The 18,370-nt window shown below is 34.4% G+C and carries 17 protein-coding genes; 10 read left to right on the top strand and 7 right to left on the bottom strand.

What is annotated here, in order from left to right:
- Positions 1-119: 119 nt before the first annotated feature.
- The 3 genes from BLV40_RS19610 to BLV40_RS19600 all read left to right on the top strand — a co-directional run bounded on the left by BLV40_RS19610 (position 120) and on the right by BLV40_RS19600 (position 3,515).
- Complete coding sequence (locus BLV40_RS19610; RefSeq protein ID WP_090693043.1) at positions 120-2,423, top strand: binary toxin-like calcium binding domain-containing protein; 2,304 nt, start codon at positions 120-122, stop codon at positions 2,421-2,423.
- Positions 2,424-2,727: 304 nt separating this feature from the next.
- Entirely contained in the window at positions 2,728-3,039 is a 312-nt protein-coding gene (locus BLV40_RS19605) for a heavy metal-binding domain-containing protein (protein ID WP_000587631.1), read from the top strand.
- 206 nt (positions 3,040-3,245) lie between these two features.
- Entirely contained in the window at positions 3,246-3,515 is a 270-nt protein-coding gene (locus BLV40_RS19600; protein WP_026593976.1) for a hypothetical protein, read from the top strand.
- A gap of 148 nt (positions 3,516-3,663) precedes the next feature.
- Here the strand turns inward: BLV40_RS19600 and BLV40_RS19595 are convergent, their stop codons facing one another.
- The gene (locus BLV40_RS19595) at positions 3,664-4,458 is read right to left on the bottom strand and encodes an EcsC family protein (RefSeq protein WP_026593975.1); all 795 of its coding nucleotides are present in this window, start codon (positions 4,456-4,458) and stop codon (positions 3,664-3,666) included.
- A gap of 249 nt (positions 4,459-4,707) precedes the next feature.
- Between BLV40_RS19595 and BLV40_RS19590 the strand changes: the two genes are divergently transcribed.
- The 3 genes from BLV40_RS19590 (at position 4,708) to BLV40_RS19580 (ending at position 6,891) form a co-directional block, all read left to right on the top strand.
- Entirely contained in the window at positions 4,708-4,962 is a 255-nt protein-coding gene (locus BLV40_RS19590) for a hypothetical protein (RefSeq protein ID WP_090693041.1), read from the top strand.
- A 181-nt stretch (positions 4,963-5,143) separates the two neighbouring features.
- On the top strand, positions 5,144-6,088 hold the full coding sequence (locus tag BLV40_RS19585) for an alpha/beta hydrolase family protein (RefSeq protein WP_090693038.1): 945 nt from the start codon (positions 5,144-5,146) through the stop codon (positions 6,086-6,088).
- Entirely contained in the window at positions 6,061-6,891 is an 831-nt protein-coding gene (locus BLV40_RS19580) for an ankyrin repeat domain-containing protein (protein WP_081811115.1), read from the top strand. The genes BLV40_RS19585 and BLV40_RS19580 overlap by 28 nt, the downstream gene beginning before the upstream one ends.
- Positions 6,892-6,939: 48 nt before the next feature.
- On the opposite strand, the gene BLV40_RS19575 is transcribed toward BLV40_RS19580, so the two are convergent.
- Genes BLV40_RS19575 through BLV40_RS19550 form a run of 6 tightly spaced genes read right to left on the bottom strand, consistent with a single transcriptional unit; the run spans position 6,940 to position 13,385 of the window.
- Positions 6,940-8,085: a hypothetical protein gene (locus tag BLV40_RS19575; protein ID WP_090693035.1), complete on the bottom strand. Its 1,146-nt coding sequence runs from the start codon at positions 8,083-8,085 to the stop codon at positions 6,940-6,942.
- Positions 8,082-9,419 carry a F390 synthetase-related protein gene (locus tag BLV40_RS19570; RefSeq protein WP_090693032.1) on the bottom strand — a complete coding sequence of 446 codons (1,338 nt, stop codon included), beginning with the start codon at positions 9,417-9,419 and terminating at the stop codon, positions 8,082-8,084. The genes BLV40_RS19575 and BLV40_RS19570 overlap by 4 nt, the downstream gene beginning before the upstream one ends.
- Complete coding sequence (locus BLV40_RS19565; protein WP_090693028.1) at positions 9,412-10,263, bottom strand: MBL fold metallo-hydrolase; 852 nt, start codon at positions 10,261-10,263, stop codon at positions 9,412-9,414. Before BLV40_RS19565 ends, BLV40_RS19570 begins: the two co-directional genes overlap by 8 nt.
- Positions 10,260-11,246 carry an NAD-dependent epimerase/dehydratase family protein gene (locus tag BLV40_RS19560; protein WP_026593969.1) on the bottom strand — a complete coding sequence of 329 codons (987 nt, stop codon included), beginning with the start codon at positions 11,244-11,246 and terminating at the stop codon, positions 10,260-10,262. The genes BLV40_RS19565 and BLV40_RS19560 overlap by 4 nt, the downstream gene beginning before the upstream one ends.
- Positions 11,243-12,406: an ATP-grasp domain-containing protein gene (locus tag BLV40_RS19555; protein ID WP_090693026.1), complete on the bottom strand. Its 1,164-nt coding sequence runs from the start codon at positions 12,404-12,406 to the stop codon at positions 11,243-11,245. Before BLV40_RS19555 ends, BLV40_RS19560 begins: the two co-directional genes overlap by 4 nt.
- On the bottom strand, positions 12,396-13,385 hold the full coding sequence (locus BLV40_RS19550) for a beta-ketoacyl-ACP synthase III (RefSeq protein WP_090693023.1): 990 nt from the start codon (positions 13,383-13,385) through the stop codon (positions 12,396-12,398). Before BLV40_RS19550 ends, BLV40_RS19555 begins: the two co-directional genes overlap by 11 nt.
- A 596-nt stretch (positions 13,386-13,981) precedes the next feature.
- On the opposite strand from BLV40_RS19550, the gene BLV40_RS19545 reads away from it, so the two are divergent.
- The 4 genes from BLV40_RS19545 to BLV40_RS19530 are packed head-to-tail and all read left to right on the top strand — an operon-like array spanning position 13,982 to position 18,233.
- Positions 13,982-15,079 carry an ABC transporter ATP-binding protein gene (locus BLV40_RS19545; RefSeq protein WP_139265572.1) on the top strand — a complete coding sequence of 366 codons (1,098 nt, stop codon included), beginning with the start codon at positions 13,982-13,984 and terminating at the stop codon, positions 15,077-15,079.
- Positions 15,079-16,011 (top strand): carbohydrate ABC transporter permease, encoded by a 933-nt coding sequence (locus BLV40_RS19540; protein ID WP_090693016.1) that lies wholly within the window; start codon positions 15,079-15,081, stop codon positions 16,009-16,011. The genes BLV40_RS19545 and BLV40_RS19540 overlap by 1 nt, the downstream gene beginning before the upstream one ends.
- Positions 16,008-16,829 (top strand): carbohydrate ABC transporter permease, encoded by an 822-nt coding sequence (locus BLV40_RS19535; protein WP_090693012.1) that lies wholly within the window; start codon positions 16,008-16,010, stop codon positions 16,827-16,829. The genes BLV40_RS19540 and BLV40_RS19535 overlap by 4 nt, the downstream gene beginning before the upstream one ends.
- A gap of 27 nt (positions 16,830-16,856) precedes the next feature.
- Positions 16,857-18,233 (top strand): ABC transporter substrate-binding protein, encoded by a 1,377-nt coding sequence (locus tag BLV40_RS19530; RefSeq protein ID WP_090693008.1) that lies wholly within the window; start codon positions 16,857-16,859, stop codon positions 18,231-18,233.
- The last annotated feature ends 137 nt before the right edge of the window (positions 18,234-18,370 follow it).

Below are 18,370 nucleotides of genomic sequence, written 5' to 3'. Positions count from 1 at the left end.
GCGGTTGAAAGACTTTTGTAACATTTATGAGAGAGAAATGAAAGCTTTGTTGGCTATGATGAAGTTAATCTTACTAGTAGATGTTCGAACTCATCTAGAAAACAAGGAGAAAAATGACGATGAAGAAATTAAAACCAGCACTTGGGGTATTAAGTGGTGTAACGATGGCGCTGACTTTAGCATCCCCTACTTTAGCTGAAACAACACCTGAACAAGGCGGAAAAGTGGAAACTTTTAAAGAAGATAAAAATATGAAGGAAGGGCAAAATATTATCTATGATGGTTCTGAAAAAAAAGGAATCATAATTATGGAAGAGCCTCAGGAAAATAATGACTGGGATAATGATGGCATTCCTAATGATGTAGAAGAAAAAGGATTTAAAATTGTATTTAATAAAAAGACAGGAAAAAATGAAGCCCAACTATGGGATCAACAGCAAGACTTTGGTGAAAAGAGATTTATAACAAATCCTAGGAGTGCAAACTCAGATGGAGACCCTTTTACAGACAGCTATGAAGTGGAGCATTATGGCAGTGATTCTGATGTAGATTTCAATCCTATGATTGCGAATGTACCAAATCTACAAATTGCTGTAAAACGCATCGATATTACTCCAGTTGCTAGTATTACAGATTCAAATGGTGAATCACGTACTAAGACTTGGGAAAAAAGTTTATCGGTACAACATTCTTTTAATATAGGTTTAGCTGGTGAAGCTGGTGCTGAGGGATCAGCAGCGGGTCCTGTACCTTCAGGAAAAGGATCGTTAAATGTGGGGTATGGTTATTCTAATACAAAAACGGAAACAGAAAGTATCTCTAATAGTTTTGATTGGTCAACAGCAACCACTGTTGATTCAGCTAAAGCAGCAAATGTGCGCTTTCATCTAGAATATAAAAATACGGGTACAGCATCTGCTGGAGATGTCTCACCTCACTTTAACATTCGATTAGGAAATAAAATTATCAATACTGTAAAGGCAACACAAGACCGTTATAAAGCAAACTTGTTAACTACAGAAAAAGGAGGGAACAATAAAACTGAAATTCTAATGGACAGTGTAGAAGGTCAAGCCGATGTGAAAATTTCCCTAACACTGGATGAATTAAAAGCAGTAGAACAAGGGGCACCTCTTTCTATTGAAGTATTGCCTACTAGTACGATGAATGTGTATACAATGAAAGATGGGAAATTTGAAAATTTAGGAGATTGGGCGCATTTTGCGTCTAATGTAAATGCTTCTACTACATTAGTAGAAACAAATTTGGGTTCTATACCAAAATTTAGAGTGTATACGCCAAAAAATGATAAAACAAAACCTGCTAGCGTTGATCATAATCTTTCACTGGACGAATTTTTTAAACATAGCGGGATAGATAGTTATGTTTGGTCAGTAAACGCTGTAGTGAATGGTCAGTTAAACAAAAATCTAGTTCGTTATGGTCCAAATCGGACTCTTTTAGAACGAGGTAAGAACCTTGGTTTCTTTGATAACCGCGCACTACGACCAACTCTATCATATAGCAGTTATGATTATAGCAAGAAAAAGATTTATGCATCGGTTATACCAGGTTTATTTAATATAAGTGAAGAAATCTTTGTTACGGTTAGAAATAAAGAAGGTGAGCAACAAAAGGTAAAGTTAGTTCGAAATAAGAATTCAAATGTGTATGAATCTAAAGAGAATGAACCTGTAGACTTAGCAGTAAACAAAAGAGCTCTTGGAGAAACAACAGTTAAGTTTGAACTCAATGATGTCCAAGATAATAAAACTGAAGTTTCTGTGCCCCTTGTTTCAAATAAAAGCTATCTAGAGGCTATCGATAAATTAGTAGTAGATAATTCCGGAGAACCTATTCTAGAAGGAAAACAGTACTATTTGAAGACGAATGTTAACATACGTGAAGGGGTACAGGAGAATTGGCACATTGGTTTAGACCAAACAATTAGTGGGCGATATGTACACTTTTCACCTCAGTCGAATTGGGATAGATTGAGACTCGGTCCTATACAAAAAGCAATACATGGGGCAGACATTCAAGCAACACCAGTAATGATAGAAAGAAAAGGACAGCCTAAACCAGGACAACCATTCAAAAAAGATGAAGAAGTGTTCCTTAAGTTTACTAGCAGTAGTTATAGTGGTTATCAGTATTTAAATATTGGAAATGGTTATGATTATAACTGGTTAGATACTGAAAACAATAGATCTTCTATTAAATTAGACAAGCTTCCTAATCAGAATAGCTTCTATCTAAAATCTGATTCTACTTATATCACATTTAGACAAAATAATTGGCTAAGTAGTGTTGCAGATAATGGTAGCGCCCCACTTGTAGCAGGTAGTGAGTTTATTTTAAAACCTGAGCATACAACTTCACCAGGTAATAACCATAAATGGGAATTAGAAAGTATTAAGTAAAGTAAGAGATTATAAGGCTGGAAGTCTGGTTTTAGAAGACTTAGCGACCTATGCATATTTGAAAGCTACGTGCGGTAACAATCAATAAAGGTTAAGTTTATCTTGTTATTTACGCGGGCAGTAATACTACTGCCTAAGAACAAAGAGTAGAAGTACTACTGTCCGTAAAATTCTAATAAGTGAAATCTTACAAAACTGTCATCTTTATGTAAGGTTATTAGATGGTTCATTTATTATTTCAATGTGATAATAAAGGTATAAGAAATACCAGTAAATTTGTAGATATTATAGGAGAGTGTCAGTGATGATTATAACAACAACTTCAACGATTCAAGGAAAAGAAATTATTGAGTATATCGATATTGTAAACGGTGAAGCGATTATGGGTGCAAATATCGTACGTGATCTATTTGCTTCTGTTCGTGACGTTGTCGGTGGCCGTTCGGGTGCATATGAAAGTAAATTAAAAGAAGCTCGTGATATTGCAATGGAAGAGATGAAAACTCTTGCGAAGCAAAAAGGTGCAAATGCAATTGTTGGTATTGATGTAGACTATGAGGTCGTTCGTGATGGAATGTTAATGGTTGCTGTAAGTGGCACAGCTGTACGTGTATAAAATAAAAAGTATAATTGCTAAAGCACCTTGTTAAGAGTAAGGTGCTTTTCCTTTTTTGTAAAATGAGAAAGGTGAAACACTTAAAGGGAAATAATATCTTATTTTCTTTAAGTTACTGTAGTGTTTTTTGTACCATTAATATTTTCAATTATGATATATTTTTTAGCAGAAGAAGATGTTCAATTCATCATAAAAAGGAGAATGTGTTGTTGGGAAAAAGTGGGGTAACTACAATTATATCGATTTCAATACCAGTTTTATTGATCTTACTCATAGTTAACTTTATAAATGAAATTATTTTAACTGTATTTCATGGGATTTCCCTTGTTTTACCTTTATTTCTTTGTCCTATTGGATTTATTTTAGCTATATTTTCTTATACAGTAGATAAAAATAATGGAGCAAAGATTGGGATAGTATTAAATGTGTTAGTATTCTTAATTCCTTTTATTTTGCTGATACGGGGAACGATGTGATTTCTATTTTGATTATATTTAAATAGAGTTACTTTCTCTAAATGGGAAAAAACGTAGAAAAAATCCTTGATAATTTTGGGGGATTCTGGTGCTAGAAATATATGTGGTATATTCTCTTTTATTTTGCACCAGCCCACCTTTTTAGACACTATTTAGAAGTGTATTTTATTTCTTCTAGTCTATCCAGTATCCTTCTTTTCTTATAAAGCATTTTCCCTACTTCTGCAATTTCTTCAATTGTTTTTCGGTTTAAGTAGGCTCCAAAAATCATGCCAGCAACAGGAATCATCTGAAATAACTTTTTCCAACCATAATTGTCACGATACACAGTAAACACTTCTCGCCATGATTTAATTTGTGACACACTGTCGTCATGATTGGCGCGGCCATCAAAATGTTTTAATTCATGAAGGATTGTTTGTTTTCCTACAATATCAGATGAAGAGAATTGTAAGCATTTTACGATAAATAACCTCTCTTGAATATCTTCGGGATTATACCCGTAGCAAATTGCAATTTCTTGCAAAATATTTAGTGACATACTTAAAACTGCCGGAATATCAATTGCTAGAGTGAAAATACCGCCAAATCCAGTTGTGGCTCCTTGGGCTGTTGCGACAGATTTTCTATTTTCGATAATTTTATCAACGATTGTATCCATCTCATGTAAAGAGAATTTTTGAACATCTGTTAAAGAAGCTGCATTTTCAAATTTCTTTATTGTTGTTTGTGGATGAATTAAATATTTACTTCCAGAATTGAGATATTGAATGAGTTCATCTAGTAAAATATTAATTTTTTTATGAATGAATTTTGGAGTTAGTTTATCAAGAATAGCAAACGGAATTTTCCCCCACTTTTCAAAGAACCAAAGGTCTTCCTGGTTTCTCTCCCATTTTTCAATCATTGCGATTTCTTTTAATAAAAGTTCCTGTGACTCCATTTTTTACCCTACTTTCTTATAACCGTATCTTTTTATTTTACTGGATATTTTTTGAATAATAAATAAAATTAGGAGTTTGGATTAGGGTGGAATATGGTAAATAATTAGAGAAATAATGTTATTAAACGCATAATTGTCATTTTATTTATGAATTTAATTTTGAATTTTTAAAAACATAATGAGTTTATTACATGAGTGATAGAATAGATGAGAAAAATAGAGAAGCGTGAAGTAGGGAGTAGATTTTGAATGAAAGCGATGATTGAAGAAATTTATAGTTCATATAAAGGAAGAGTAGAAGAGATTTTCGTTGATGAATCATCTTACGTATATGAATGGGAACAACTAATGACAATTCGAAAAAATGATGGAATACTGGAGAAAGTAGCAGTAGGAATTAGTGGTCATATACGATCTATAAATATAGAGATTGGTCAGGAAATTGATACGGATACATTGTTACTTAAGTTAGAAGATGATTTATTAATTACTGGCTGTGAATGAAAAAAGATGTGTAGAAATTGCTACACATCTTTTTCATTAGTAATAGTTCTTTATATATAATATAAACATCTGTATTATATACTTGTTCTCATTTTTGATAATATAGGCATAGGATATATTAGGAAAGAAGAGCGCTTTTAACTATATATTATTCTTGGAAAACAGTGAGGAGAGAATAAACATGGGGAAAGAACTGTTTGTGACGATGGAATGTGCGTATACACTTCAAGGAACATTAACACTCCCTACATATTATTCTGAATCGTATCCAGCTATTTTAATAATTGGTGGTAATGGAACCGGAGATCGTGATGGAAATACAGGTCGTTTGCAGTTAAACTTATATAGAGGGTTAGCGGATTATTTTACCTCTCTAGGATTTGCGGTGCTTCGTTATGATAAGCGTGGTACTCATAAAAGTAAGGGGGATTATTATAAATCCGGGGTAACAGACTTTATTGATGATGCTGTTTTATGGATTAGGTTTTTAAAGGATCACCCGCAAATAGATCCAAAACGTGTTATTATTGCAGGACATAGTGAGGGTGCTTTACTTGCACCAGCTGTCTACGCAAGAGAATCAGTTGCAGGATTAATATTACTTGCTGGTGCAGCAGAACCATCTAAATCTTTGTTTGAAAGACAAATAGAGAAAGTTGCTAACGAGTTAACAACTGCATCAGGGTCTATTGGATGGTTATCTAGAATGTTGAAGATTCCAGAGCGGATGAAGAAGAAAAATGAAGTGCTTATGAAAAAGGTGCAAGATTCAACAAAATCTGTAATATGGATAAAAGGTATAAAAGTGAATGCAAAATGGCTACGAGAACAGTTACAATATAATGTAGTTACATATTTAGAACAAGTATCATGTCCTGTTTTAGCAATTACGGGAGACAGTGATATACAAGTGCCACCTGAGCATGCTAAACTAATTGCTTCATATGTTAATGGGGAAGCAGAGTGGCATATCATTCCGCACATGAACCATATTTTAAGAAATTATGAACATAAGCACACAATGATTCGATTAATGAAGGAATATAAGGGGCTTATGGATAAATCTATTGAAGAAGAGTTGTTACATGTGATGAAGGGATGGTTAAAAAAACATTATCTTTCATAGGAGATGTAGTTGTGAGGAAACAAAAGTTTTTATTATTTATGTTGTTAGGGCTTTTCACCATGATAGTAGCTTGTGAGAAGCAAGAAGAGGCTGAATCTAAACCGGTTCAAGTAAAAAATGAAAAAAAACAAGAGAAGACGCATACAGAGGAAGAAGAGAACAAAGAGAAAAAGGGTATGAATTTAATGGATAGGCAATTGTTACTTTCTGCAACAATTGGTGATACAGAAACAGCTATGAAATTAATAAAAGATGGGGCTAATATAAATATATCAGGAGATAAAGGAGAAACACCTGTAATGGCAGCGACGTATCATAATCATGTTGAGACAGTGAAAGCATTGATTGATGCAGGTGCAAATATTGAATTGCCAGATAAAAATAAAGAAAATCCATTCCTTTATGCGAGCAAAGAGGGTTATGTTGATATTGTGAAACTAACAATTGATGCAGGAACGAATATTAGACAAACAAATCGTCATGGTGGAACAGCGCTCATTTCAGCGGCTGAAAGAGGGCATGTGGAAGTTGTAAAAGAGCTAGTAGATCGTACAGATATCGATGTGAATTATAAGAATGACTTTGGTTGGACGGCATTACTCAAAGCGATTGCTGTTGGGAATGGCAGTGAAAACCATAAACAAATTGTACAGTTACTTATTGATCGTGGTGCAGATGTAAATATGCCAGATCGAGAAGGAATTACTCCTTTGCAGCATGCGGAGAATCGAGGATTTAAAGAAATAGCAAATACGCTAAGAGTAGCAGGAGCAAATGAAATTATCAAACAATCTACTGAATAATGTAAGATATGGAAACAGAGATAAGATAGAATCTTATCTCTGTTTTGTTTAAAAACGATATTTTTTTGCCATCGGTTCCATACATGTATTTAATATCCAACTTAAGATTTTCCAGACCTTTTGTTGTTTATGTGGCAAATGTGCATTATATATATAGCTGTATTCAATCTGCTGTTTTGCACCGCGATTTCGTTTGAATTCCCCAGCTCCAGCACTGCAATGACAAATTAAATTTTTTTCGATAGAATCCATTGTAATAAGGAGCGAAAGAATACGATATAAGCCTTGCTGTTGGTCGGAGTTTGTATCATAGCCAAGTATAGGAGTTGTCATAACTCCATCTCTAATAAAATAAGCAATGACACCATCAATTGTATCTCCTTTTTTAATGACTTTTATTTCAAATAAATGATGCTGAAGTGCATTCCATAAATAAGCTGGTGTAAACATTGGATTATGGACGGAATACTTTTCAATATATAGTTGATTGTACAACTTGGAAATTTGTACAATGTCCTCTTTTGTTAATCCCTCATTCGTAATTATTTCATAATTGCTTTTTTTTAATAAATTTTTATCGTTTAATAAGTCTTTTCGTTCTTTTCGGTTCATTTTCTTATAGTGTTTCGGATCAAATAAGTATATGGAACGAGACATAATTTTATTGTAACCTACTGTAGATAATGCTTGTGTAATTGTAGGGTATAATTCGTTATTTAAAGAACGGAATAGAATTGTATGCTCTGGAAATTTCTCAACAAGCAAATTTGTAATCTGTTCGATTTGTTGTTTATTGACAGAATGATAAAGGTTTGTAGATAGCATCCAATTATTTACTACAATTACCTTATTAATATTCGTTCGCCGTAACCAGCTTCCGATAAAATGAATCGGATAGGTTAGTAACTTCTCTAACCACGGTTTTTTTAATTCCCATAACTCTTCTAGTGCATAGGATATGTAATGGGTATAAGGAGAACATACATAAGAGTTTTCAAATTCCTCGTTATTAACAGTAACTGGCAAGATAAGATCATCAATTTCTAATAGAAATAGCTGAGTGTTAACATTTTCAATAAATGCTGTAAGGTCATTTTGTAAGAGGGGCAGGAAGCTGTCTCTTACATATGCTCCATCTTTTTTTGTGGTCCATTCAATGCTGTGTAAGGAATGAACATCATGTAACTTAATCATACATGCCCACCATGCTTTATAAGGCTCTCTATTCTTTTTAATTTTTTATCACATAGTTCAATATCATAATGCGAAAAGAAAAAGTGTGGTACAATACAATTTTTTGTGCTCCATAGTGTGTTTAATTCTCGTATCACATTTGATTTACATGATTTGAAATGTTCAGGTGGTATTTTAAGTTGAATTTCAATTTCCTCTGTGCTGTGCTGAATCACTTTAAATTCTTGAATTTCATTGGATGTAAACATAATTGCTCTTCGAATGAAGTCAGGAAAAATAGATACTTCACTCTTATCCAATTCATTTATCCCAATAAATATATCATCACATCGACCATCAATTCGTTCTAAGGCTAAGAAGGGAGAACCACAGGTGCACGCTGTTTTTTTCTCAATTAATATGTCATTGAGACGATAGCGGATTATAGGCTGTGTTTTCCTCGTGAAATCAGTAATAATGGGAACGAATATCCCTTTTTCCTGATCTAAGTATTCTTTTTCAATATGAACGAGATCTTCATTGATATGTAATGTACCATGTTTACATGTTGTAGCAAGAAATCCTTCTGTGCATTGATAAATTTGGTGTACTGTCTGTTGAAAAATTGTACGGATAAACTCTCTATCAATATCTTCAAGTACTTCTGCAACAGAAATAATTTTCTTTGGACAAATCGTAATAAGCCCTTCTTCTTGCCAATGTGCGATTTTTCGCAACATTGAAGGGGGAGCAACTAAAATAGATGGATTTACTTCATTTAGTCGAGTGATATGTTGTTGAAAGGAATCTAGTAGATCGAAAAAATGAAATGAAATGCGTTTGTTCTTTGTCGTTTCATATAAATTGCTGTTCGCTCGTAAGAAAAAGGCAATTGTATGTTTATGTAGAATGCTAGAAGGAAGCACTTTGCCGATAATAGAACCAGCCCACATCATTTGTTCCTCTTCAGAAACGAGAAAGATTCCGCGATTTCCGCTAGTGCCAGATGATAGTCCAACAGTTATATTACGGATTGTTGGAGAGAAATTTCGGGTCTTTTCCGCTTCAAATGCTATATGAAAGGCCTCTTCCTTTGAAATATCAACTGTATTTAATGTGTCAAAGTGCGCCATCATTACTTTTTTGTCAATGATGGGAAGTACAGTTAAATTCCCCTTGTGGATTTCTTTTAAAAAAGGGGTATATAACTGGCGATAGAACGGAGACGTTTCTATCGTAAACAAAAGTTGTTTTGTTATTTTTTGCTGATGAAACTGTTCCAATTGCTGGCGATTTGAAAAACGTAAGTAATATTTTGTTTTCAAATATTGCTTTAGAATCTGTAATTTATTCATAGTGTACTCCTGTTTTAATTTTGTCCCATGTGTACTCACAGTGAGTTGGAAGAATTTCAATTTCTGGTGATATTCGCGATAAATGATGTAACTTTTCGATGTTTCGACGATAAGATTTCGTATCTCCAGTTAAAAAATTGGCAACCTTACTTGGAAATACAAGATTCTTATAAGTTTTACTTAGCCACACTGCATCTGCACAAAGAAAAACAATTTTATTACTATGTAAATGGACGAAGACACCAAATTGTCCAATTGCATGTCCTGTTAAATCAACAGCGAGTAATGAGCCATCACCAAATACATCATAGCCCTCTTCAAACTTTCCATATGTAGGGGGTAGGGTAAGTAATGTGGTTTGGTCAATGAATGTCATTCGTTGTTCTAAATCAATTGGTAGCGTATCTCTTAAGCAACCTTTTAATAGAGAACCAAATTTACTTCTTTTTTTTATATCCTCATAAGCTTTCGCGAAAGTTAGTATTTTTGCTTTCGGAAAGTCTGGTAGCCCTGCTGTATGATCACCATGAAAATGAGAAAGAATGATATATTTAATTTCTTCTGGCCGTATGCCATCAAGAATCAGTTGCTGTTTAATAGATTGCTCCTCTGTAAAATGAACAGGGGTAAGTTTAGCATATACAGAGTAAGGAAATTTTTTGGTTGCTTCTTTAAAGTGCTCGGCATATCCAGTATCAAACAAAATATATCCTAAGCTTGGATGTTGGAGTAATCCTACTGTAGCTGGAAAACGTATTTGTTTCCAACTCCCCTTGGAATATGCAATTTTTTCGGGATGTGTGCAATATCCTGTATCATATAGCTTTAAAAAATTGATTTTCATTGTATTTTCCACCATTCTACAAAGTTTGTGATTCCTTCTTCTATGCTGATGTTTGGAGCATAGCCTAGTTCTTTTTTAGCTTTATCAATACTTAAAGTCTGGCTTTTTGAAAGCACACTGACTGTATATTTTGTGAGAATAGGTTCTTTCCCGAATAAAATAGTTTTTGAAATGCCCTCTAGTATAGCAGCAATTGTAAAAGCAGCTTTGTAGGAAATTTTTTTATATTGTACCTCCTTTCCAAGGCGCTTCATTACATTCTCAATTACTTCATATAAATTTACACGTTCGCCATTTGTTATATTGTATTTTTGTCCTAATGTATGCTTAGGCGAATGCATACAAAGAAGTAAGGCATCTACGACATTATCGATATATGTAATATCGACAAGTACATCCTCTGTACCAATTCTCGGTAGAGCGCCTTTTTCACATACTTTAATAAGGCGTGGAAGAATGGCGTTATCTCCTGGGCCAAATAAAGCACGTGGACGTATCGTGATGACCGGTAACCCATGTTCAAACGCTTGATCAACAGCTTGCTCGGCCATGTATTTTGTTTTCGCATAATGGTTTACAAGTGTATTAGGAAGTTTCGCATTCTCTGCTACATCTTGTCGTTCATCATAATAGAAATAAATACTCGGTGTTGATACATGAATGAGGCGCTTTACATCAGACTTTAGACTTCCTTCGATAATATGCTTTGTTCCTAATACATTTGCATTGTAAAAATCTTTATATTTGCCCCAAGGAGAAGAAAGGGCACCGCTATGAAAGATATAGTCTTTATTCTTACAAACTTGTAGAACACTATGCCTGTCTTCCAGGGGACAGTGTACAAACTCAATTCCATTTTGCTCTAATAATTTGCCAATTGTTTTATTTCTTCCGATTGCTGTTACTTCATAGCCCATACTGGCTAATCGAAAAGCGAGTTTTTGTCCTAGAAAACCAGTTCCTCCAGTTACCAGCATTTTCATAACTTTTCACCGTCCCATGATATGTCATATGTTGTTTGCTCCAAAATAGTTCGACCATGTTTATTGCTTTCAAGCCATAGTTTATACATGCTATAGAACTGATAAAAAAATGGTTTCCTATCAGAGCGACTATAAATGATATCTGGATAGGAACATAGGACTTTCCACCATCGTTTACGTGTTTGTTTGTTTTTTAAGTAAGGAGGTCCATATAAAAACATTGCTAATCGAATTGCACATTGGGAATCTGGCTTTGGAATTAGCATATTGTTCACTTTTTTATCAAAAAAGGCGGATAATATTTCTTCATCGAATAAATGTAATCCACTTGTGGTACGAGGATTACACTCAATCGGAATAGCATCTCCATCCTCTGTAATTATAAAATCAAAGGCAATTTGCCCAGAGAAATTTAGCTCTTTTACAATATGTTCAACAAATTGGTCAATTTTTGGATGATTAATATGCTTGAAAGCAATAGTAGCGCCTAAACCAGCCGTGAACTCCGTTTTGTAGACAGAGTGAACTAATACTTTTCCAGCATGTACAACACTATAGGAGCAATGTTGAACTCCTTTTATAAACTCTTGAATGATATGATTTTGCTTGCCCATCGTGATGCCTGCTGCAACATCTTCTTTTGTAATAAACAGTACTTTATCGGAAAAACGAGAAAAAATAGGTTTTAGTACAAAATAAGTGACAGGCAATGTTTGCTGAAGCATTAGCTGAACGGCTTGTTCATTATTTGTTTTATATGTTGCAGGAACTTGCCAACCTAATTTCGTGACTAACTGAATAAACTCCCATTTATTATGGAGTAAGGAAAGTTTGTGAAACTCGTCTACTAATACATGACAAAATTGGCTTAACTCCTGTTTATGTCTAGATATATAAAATACTTCTTCACAAGTAGGAATAAGTAAATCTACATTATGATTTTGAATAATTGATTGTAGTACATAGATACTTTCATATGTGTTCCATTTTGGAGAAGGAATTTCATAAAAATAATCAGTACTCGTTGAAACTTTACTTAATGGATAAGGGATACTATCTGTCATAATGACGGTATGTCCACTTTTCTTGAACAGTCTGCCTAAATGTAATGCTGCTGGTGCGCGTGCCCCTGTGATTAGTACTGTTTTCTTAGTACTCAAGAAGAATGCCTCCGATAGAAAGTCCCGCAGAAGTACCCAATAACAATATTTTATTCCCGCGTTGCACTTTCTTTTGTTTAATGGCTTCGAAAAGAGCGACTGGAATAGATGCAGAAATCATATTCCCATAGTCTTCAAAAATAGTCATAAAGCGATCCTCATCGACACCCAATTTTTTACGAATCAGCTTCATAGCTGGCCCGCTTGCTTGGTGAGGGATAATTAAATCAATATCATCTAGGGAATAACCAGTATGCATAAGCAGTTTCTCGATAAAACCTAACATATATTTAGCGGACAATTTGAAAATTGCTCTGCCATTCATATCAAACAAGAAGTCTTCTTTTCGTTCTTCGCTATATTCTCTAGGGTGAATCATTGTTCCGCCACCGCGAATTTCTGATAGGTGCGCACCAGAGCTGTACGTTTCCATATGGGAAGCTATAATAGAAGAAGTTTGATCGCTTTTTGTTACAACAATAGCGGCTGCGCCATCCCCGAATAAAATGCTGCTTTCGTTTTGTCCCCAATTTAATCCTACAGAAGAAATTTCAGAAGAAATGATGACAGCATTTTTGTATCTCCCACATTCAATTGCATAAGAAATTGTATCAAGCGCTGTTACGAAACTTAAACATGTGGAGTTGATATCAAAACATGGAATACCAGAATGCTGTAGTCCAAGTTGTTCCTGAATTAGTGAAGCAGTAGAAGGAATTGCCTGCTGAATTGTTCCGCTTCCGCAGATGATACAATCGATATCTTCCCATGTTAGATTAGCATCTGCTACAGCTTTTTTGGCAGCTTCGGCTCCCATATAAGAAGATGTTTCATCGTCAACAAAGTATCGTGTTTTCACCCCGGCCTTTTTTAATGTCCAGCCTTCTGGGACACCTAACATACGATCTATTTCAAAAGAATTTACTTTTCTTTTTGGAAAATATGTACCAATTCCTTTTATTTTAATATATCTTTTCATTCTATATCGCCTCTTAATCTTTTTATAAATTTATAAAATTCTATCATATATATATTATTATAGATAAAATATGGAAAAAAGTTTTTTTTTGAAATTTAGTATTTTTATGTTAATTTGTGGCGTTGTAAGAAAAGGCAGTACGAAATGTATCCTGTTGTAAGTGATGTGATGAATATTGTAAAAAACTATTAACATGTGATTAACATCTTATTAACAAATCATCAAAACTGACTTAATAAATAAGTAATATAGTAAAGATAACAACGTAACTAGGGTAGAAAACATTTGAGAACACCCGCTTACATATAACAATCCATTTATATTTCTTACATTTACTCTAGTTTATAGCGTTTTAAATGAGAAGAAGATTGTTCTATGTAGGTTGTTTTTGTTTATTCATCTATAAGTATATTTAAATCATATAAAAATCGAGAAAAATCAATGTTTATGGAACCTTTTCCTTATGAATCTACTTGTAGAGAAGTTGTTTTTTAGATGTATTTAAGCCAAAAAAAGGGGTGGGGATTGCAGTTAAAGCGGATTTCACTAAGCTGCTGTGAAGTATGGTTATAAGAACAAAAAAGGAGTGCAAACTGATGATTGAATTAAGAGATGTATCAAAAGTTTATAAAGATTCAAAGGAAATAGCAGTTGAAAATGTTTCGGTGCAGATTCAAAAAGGTGAATTTTTTGTTCTAGTTGGCCCTTCTGGATGTGGAAAAAGTACATTACTGCGAATGATTGCAGGTTTAGAAGAAATTACTTCTGGGGCGTTACTTATTAATGAAAATGTTGCGAATGATTTAGAACCGAAAAATAGAAATTTATCAATGGTATTTCAAAATTATGCTTTATATCCACATTTGACGGTAGAAGAAAATATTTTATTCGGATTGAAAATACGGAAAATTCCGAAAAAAGAACAACAAAAACGACTAGTAGAGGCAGTAGAAATGGTAGGGCTTACGGAGTATACAAAATCAAAACCAGGGCAATTATCAGGTGGACAAAGGCAACGTGTGGCGCTTGCGCGAGCAATTGTAAGTCAAGCACCAATTTGTTTAATGGATGAACCACTTTCTAACTTGGATGCAAAGTTGCGTGCACAAATGCGTATTGAAATTAGAGAGATTCAGCAGCGATTAGGTATTACGATGATTTATGTGACCCATGATCAAATTGAAGCGATGACGATGGGAGATCGTATTATGGTGTTAAACAAAGGGAGTATACAACAGGTAGGCACACCGCTTGATATATATAACTATCCTGCAAATGAATTTGTCGCTGGCTTTATCGGTTCACCATCCATGAATATTGGTGATGGAATCGTAGATAAAGGAATGGGGAGCTTACATGTCGATGGGTTACAAATTCCACTGTCTTTTGGGCAATTCCAACAGTTTCCAGAACAGAAAGTACGCTTAGGGATTCGTCCCGAGCACATTGTACTAGCTGAAGATGGTCAAGAAGTTACACTACAATCTGTAGAAGTATTAGGAAATGAAACAATCTTAAATTTTGTAGTAAATGAAAAAACATGGAGTGCAAAAGTAATTGGACAACTTATTTTGAAAAAAGGTAATAAAGTCAAATTACAGTTTCTGGTAGAAAAACTATGTTTCTTTCATACCGATACAAACGAAAGGATTCGATTGGTTGCCGATGAAGAGTTGAAGGCGGTGGCAAAGTGATGATTGAGATAGAAAACTTACCTGTTCAAACAGAAGTTTCAAGAAAGAGGACGTTATGGAGCCGCACGAAAGATTTACGTACAGGATTGTTATTTTTAGCACCTTCCATAGTCTTATTTGCAATCTTTTTGTTTTATCCATTGTTTCGCACTATCTATTATAGTTTTTATTTAACAGATGTTCATGGTGAGGCAAACCTGTTCGTAGGACTTGAAAACTATCAATATTTATTGTCTGATCCAACTTTTTATAAAAGCCTAAAGTCTACTTTACTCTTTGTATTGTATACAGTCCCAACTAGTATTGTGTTGGCTTTGTTCCTTGCATTAATTGCAAACGAAAAAATAAAAGGAATAGGGTTGTTTCGAGTTTTATTCTCTTCAACAATGGGAATTTCAGTAGCAGCTAGCGCAGTAATTTGGTTATTTTTATTCCATCCAAGTGTCGGTTTATTCAATAATATACTCGGCTCGATGAATCTTCCTGCAATTGCATGGCTAACAAGTCCGGACTGGGCATTATTTTCTGTATCAGTTACAACTGTGTGGGTAAATACAGGTTTTACATTTTTAGTTATATTGGGTGGTTTGCAAAATATTGATACGACTTTGTATGAGAGTGCATCTATTGACGGTGCTAGTTATTTACATAAACTTCGACGCGTTACATTACCAATGCTATCGCCTACATTGTTTTTTATTATAACTGTTACTTTAATTAGTGCATTTCAAAGCTTTGGACAGATCGATATTTTAACGCACGGTGGACCGAATGATGCAACAAACTTAATTGTGTACTCTATCTATAAGGAAGCTTTTGCAAATCATCAATTTGGCACAGCGAGTGCACAGGCAATGATATTGTTTATTTTTATTTTCATTGCTACATTACTTCAATTTAAGTTTGCGGAGAGAAAGGTGCATTATAAATGATTGCTAAAAGATGGAAACAATATATTCTGTTATATACTTTGCTTACTATTAGCGCAGTGATGGTCTTTTTTCCAGTTCTATACGCATTTTTGTTAGGGTTTATGACGCCGGAAGATATTCAAATGAGAAGGATGCTTCCGACACAATTTACATTCGATAATTTTATACATATCTTTCAGAAAGTGCCGCTGTTTTCTTATTTATACAATAGCTTTATAGTTTCAACAGGGGTAATGGTCGGACAGCTTGTTGTATCAAGCTTAGCCGCTTATGCATTTGTATTTTTAAACTTTAAAGGACGAAATCTTATTTTCTTTCTGTTTATTTCAACGATGCTTATTCCGTGGGAAGCAACGATGGTACCCAACTTTTTAACGGTACAACAATTTGGATGGATCAATACGTTTACTGGAATGACAATACCGTTCTTTGCAACTGCTTTTGGTATTTTTTTATTACGCCAGCATTTTATGACACTTCCAAATGAGTTGAAAGAAGCTGCTTTTATCGAGGGGATTGGCCATGTGAAGTTTTTATTCCGAGTAGTCATTCCGTATTGTAAAACAAGCTTTATTACGCTTGGTATATATAGCTTTTTAACAACATGGAATATGTACTTATGGCCGCTTCTAGTTACGAATGATGAGAAAATTCGAACCGTGCAAATTGGAGTGAAACAACTTCAATCTCAGGAAGTTGCGACAGATTGGGGGAGTGTGATGGCTGGAGTTACAGCCATTGTTATTCCAACTTTAATTTTATTGTTTTTAGGTCAGAAGCAGTTACAACAAGGTTTAACAAAAGGGGCAATTAAGTAATCATACATGTGAAAGGGTGGGAGTAAGATGAGATTTTGGAAAAAAGGTGCTGCTATTATAATGGCAGCGACAATGGCATTATCGACTGCAGCGTGTTCAAGTAGTAAAACAGAGGGGAAATCTGAAGCGAAGGAAAAGATAGCTCCCGTAGAGAAAAGTGGAGACAAAACAGTCATTCGCTTTTGGCATGCAATGGGTGGAAAAACGCAAGGTGTACTAGATGGAATTGTTGCAGACTATAATAAGTCACAAAATAAATATGAGGTGAAGGCTGAATTTCAAGGTTCCTATGAAGAATCTTTAACGAAGTTTAAAAATATAACAGCGTCAAAGGAATCACCAGCTCTCGTTCAATCTAGCGAAATTACAACGAAATATATGATTGATAGTAAGAAAATTACACCGATTGATAGTTGGATTAAAAAAGATAAATATGATACATCGAAGTTAGAAAAATCGATTACGAATTATTATTCAATTGATGGGAAAATGTATTCCATGCCATTTAATTCATCTACACCGGTATTAATTTATAATAAAGATGCCTTTACGAAAGCGGGACTCGATCCAGAAAAAGCACCGAAAACATACACTGAATTAAAAGAAGCAGCAAAAAAATTAACTGTTAAGGAAGGCGAAAGCGTAAAACAGTACGGTTTTTCAATGTTAAATTACGGATGGTTCTTTGAAGAGCTCTTGGCAACACAAGGTGGGCTATATGTTGATAAGGAAAATGGACGTAAAGATGCGGCAACAAAAGCTGTATTTAATGGAAAAGAAGGACAGAAAGTATTTGATTTATTAGATGAACTGAATAAAGCTGGTACATTAGGAAAGTATGGGGCAAGTTGGGATGATGTTCGTGCCGCATTCCAATCCGGGCAAGTTGCGATGTATTTAGATTCTTCAGCAGGTGTTCGTAATGTAATTGATGCATCTAAATTTAATGTGGGAGTGGCAGATATCCCATATCCAGAAGATGTGAAACAAAATGGAGTTGTGATTGGTGGTGCATCACTATGGATGACAAATATGGTTGCAGAAGAAACACAAAAAGGTGCTTGGGACTTTATGAAATACTTAACAAAAGCAGATGTGCAGGCAAAGTGGCATACAGAAACAGGCTATTTCTCTATTAATCCAGCCGCATATAATGAACCTTTAGTAAAACAACAATATGAAAAATATCCACAGTTAAAAGTAACAGTAGAACAGTTACAAGCAACAAAACCATCTGTTGCAACACAAGGTGCACTTATTAGTGTATTCCCTGAATCTCGCGATGCGGTTGTAAAAGCGCTAGAAGCAATGTATGACGGGAAAAATAGTAAAGAAGCGTTGGATGAAGCAGCAAAAACAACGGATCGTGCAATTAGTATTTCGAATCGTACAAGTCAAAAATAAAAGAAAGCCATATCTGTAAAAAAGGATACGGCTTTCCTATTAGGGAGATAAGGGACCAAAAGAATGATGAAACCTTATCTCTCTTTAGGTCATTATATATGGCATAGTAGTTTTCCTCGTTTCTTTATCTGTTTAAC

This window comes from Bacillus sp. 166amftsu, from assembly GCF_900107445.1.
GTDB classification, from domain to species: domain Bacteria; phylum Bacillota; class Bacilli; order Bacillales; family Bacillaceae_G; genus Bacillus_A; species Bacillus_A arachidis.
Note: the sequence above shows the minus strand (reverse complement) of the source record. Positions and strands in the feature narration are given on the sequence as shown.

Excerpts from the sequence above, each read along its gene's own strand:
- BLV40_RS19610 (WP_090693043.1), top strand. The coding sequence starts at position 120 with ATGAAGAAATTAAAACCAGCACTTGGGGTATTAAGTGGTGTAACGATG.
- BLV40_RS19605 (WP_000587631.1), top strand. The coding sequence starts at position 2,728 with ATGATTATAACAACAACTTCAACGATTCAAGGAAAAGAAATTATTGAG.
- BLV40_RS19595 (WP_026593975.1), bottom strand. The coding sequence starts at position 4,458 with ATGGAGTCACAGGAACTTTTATTAAAAGAAATCGCAATGATTGAAAAA.
- BLV40_RS19590 (WP_090693041.1), top strand. The coding sequence starts at position 4,708 with ATGAAAGCGATGATTGAAGAAATTTATAGTTCATATAAAGGAAGAGTA.
- BLV40_RS19585 (WP_090693038.1), top strand. The coding sequence starts at position 5,144 with ATGGGGAAAGAACTGTTTGTGACGATGGAATGTGCGTATACACTTCAA.
- BLV40_RS19580 (WP_081811115.1), top strand. The coding sequence starts at position 6,061 with ATGGTTAAAAAAACATTATCTTTCATAGGAGATGTAGTTGTGAGGAAA.
- BLV40_RS19575 (WP_090693035.1), bottom strand. The coding sequence starts at position 8,085 with ATGATTAAGTTACATGATGTTCATTCCTTACACAGCATTGAATGGACC.
- BLV40_RS19570 (WP_090693032.1), bottom strand. The coding sequence starts at position 9,419 with ATGAATAAATTACAGATTCTAAAGCAATATTTGAAAACAAAATATTAC.
- BLV40_RS19565 (WP_090693028.1), bottom strand. The coding sequence starts at position 10,263 with ATGAAAATCAATTTTTTAAAGCTATATGATACAGGATATTGCACACAT.
- BLV40_RS19560 (WP_026593969.1), bottom strand. The coding sequence starts at position 11,246 with ATGAAAATGCTGGTAACTGGAGGAACTGGTTTTCTAGGACAAAAACTC.
- BLV40_RS19550 (WP_090693023.1), bottom strand. The coding sequence starts at position 13,385 with ATGAAAAGATATATTAAAATAAAAGGAATTGGTACATATTTTCCAAAA.
- BLV40_RS19545 (WP_139265572.1), top strand. The coding sequence starts at position 13,982 with ATGATTGAATTAAGAGATGTATCAAAAGTTTATAAAGATTCAAAGGAA.
- BLV40_RS19540 (WP_090693016.1), top strand. The coding sequence starts at position 15,079 with ATGATTGAGATAGAAAACTTACCTGTTCAAACAGAAGTTTCAAGAAAG.
- BLV40_RS19535 (WP_090693012.1), top strand. The coding sequence starts at position 16,008 with ATGATTGCTAAAAGATGGAAACAATATATTCTGTTATATACTTTGCTT.
- BLV40_RS19530 (WP_090693008.1), top strand. The coding sequence starts at position 16,857 with ATGAGATTTTGGAAAAAAGGTGCTGCTATTATAATGGCAGCGACAATG.